Here is a 1,007-nt window from a genome sequence, read left to right on the forward strand (position 1 = left end):
CTCCTCCTCTTCTTCAACGGTAAAGCCAGTCGTTCCGATAACAATACCCTTACCATGCTCCGCACATAACTTAGCATTTGCCAAGGTCGCTACGGGCGCAGTGAAGTCAATCAAGACATCGAACTGACCAATCACTTCAGACAAGCTACCTGAGACAACAACACCGTTCGCACCCACACCTGCTAACTCTCCAGCATCCGTTCCGACAAGGGAACTTTCTGGGCGCTCAATGGCTGCCGTTAGCTCTGCTTCAGAAGATAGACCCACGGCCTCAATTAACATTTTACCCATTCGACCAGCTGCACCGGTCACTGCAATTCTTGTCACTTTGTTTTTCCTTATTTATAGGCGAATAAACCGGCCCAACTACCTCTACGTCATTCTCGCGCAGATTCTCGTCATTCCCGCGCAGACGGGAATCCATTGTTTTGAACCCACCTCAGGTGCTGGAAAATGCTAGATCATTCTAAATACCATGATTTCCCCGTCGATACCTACTAATTGGGTGTATCTAACTCCGCGAGACAATGGATTCCTGCCTGCGCAGGAATGACGGTGGTGGAGGCAATAATCTAATTAGAACTCGTCATATCATCAAAAAAGCTTTTCACACCTTCAAACCAGGTATGCTTTTTTGGCGCGTGCTTTTTATCACCATGTTTATCTAGCGTATCCTGAAATTCGCGCAATAGGTCTTTCTGCTTTTTAGATAAGTTAACTGGCGTTTCAACAGTCACACGACACATCAAGTCACCAGCTGCACCACCGCGAACAGGGGCAACACCTTTGCCACGCAAGCGGAACATTTTGCCTGTCTGAGTCTCGGCCGGAATCTTCAATTTAACGCGACCATCTAGTGTAGGCACTTCCAGCTCACCACCCAGAGCAGCATCTACCAAGGAAATTGGCACATCGCAATACAAGGTCTTGCCATCGCGCACAAAGATCGGATGCTCTTTAACCGAAACCTGTACATATAAATCACCTGACGGCGCGCCATGCGTGCC

1 protein-coding gene and 1 pseudogene are annotated in these 1,007 nt (G+C 48.4%); both read right to left on the reverse strand.

Annotated features, from left to right (window positions below; genetic code table 11):
* Positions 1 to 327, reverse strand: a pseudogene (locus A3756_RS16855) (4-hydroxy-tetrahydrodipicolinate reductase); the annotation flags it as partial.
* A 245-nt stretch (positions 328 to 572) separates the two neighbouring features.
* Positions 573 to 1,007, reverse strand: a 435-nt coding sequence (locus A3756_RS16860) for a DnaJ C-terminal domain-containing protein (RefSeq protein WP_304438892.1), incomplete at its 5' end; no start/stop codon positions are given.

This window comes from Oleiphilus sp. HI0086 (genome assembly GCF_001635225.1).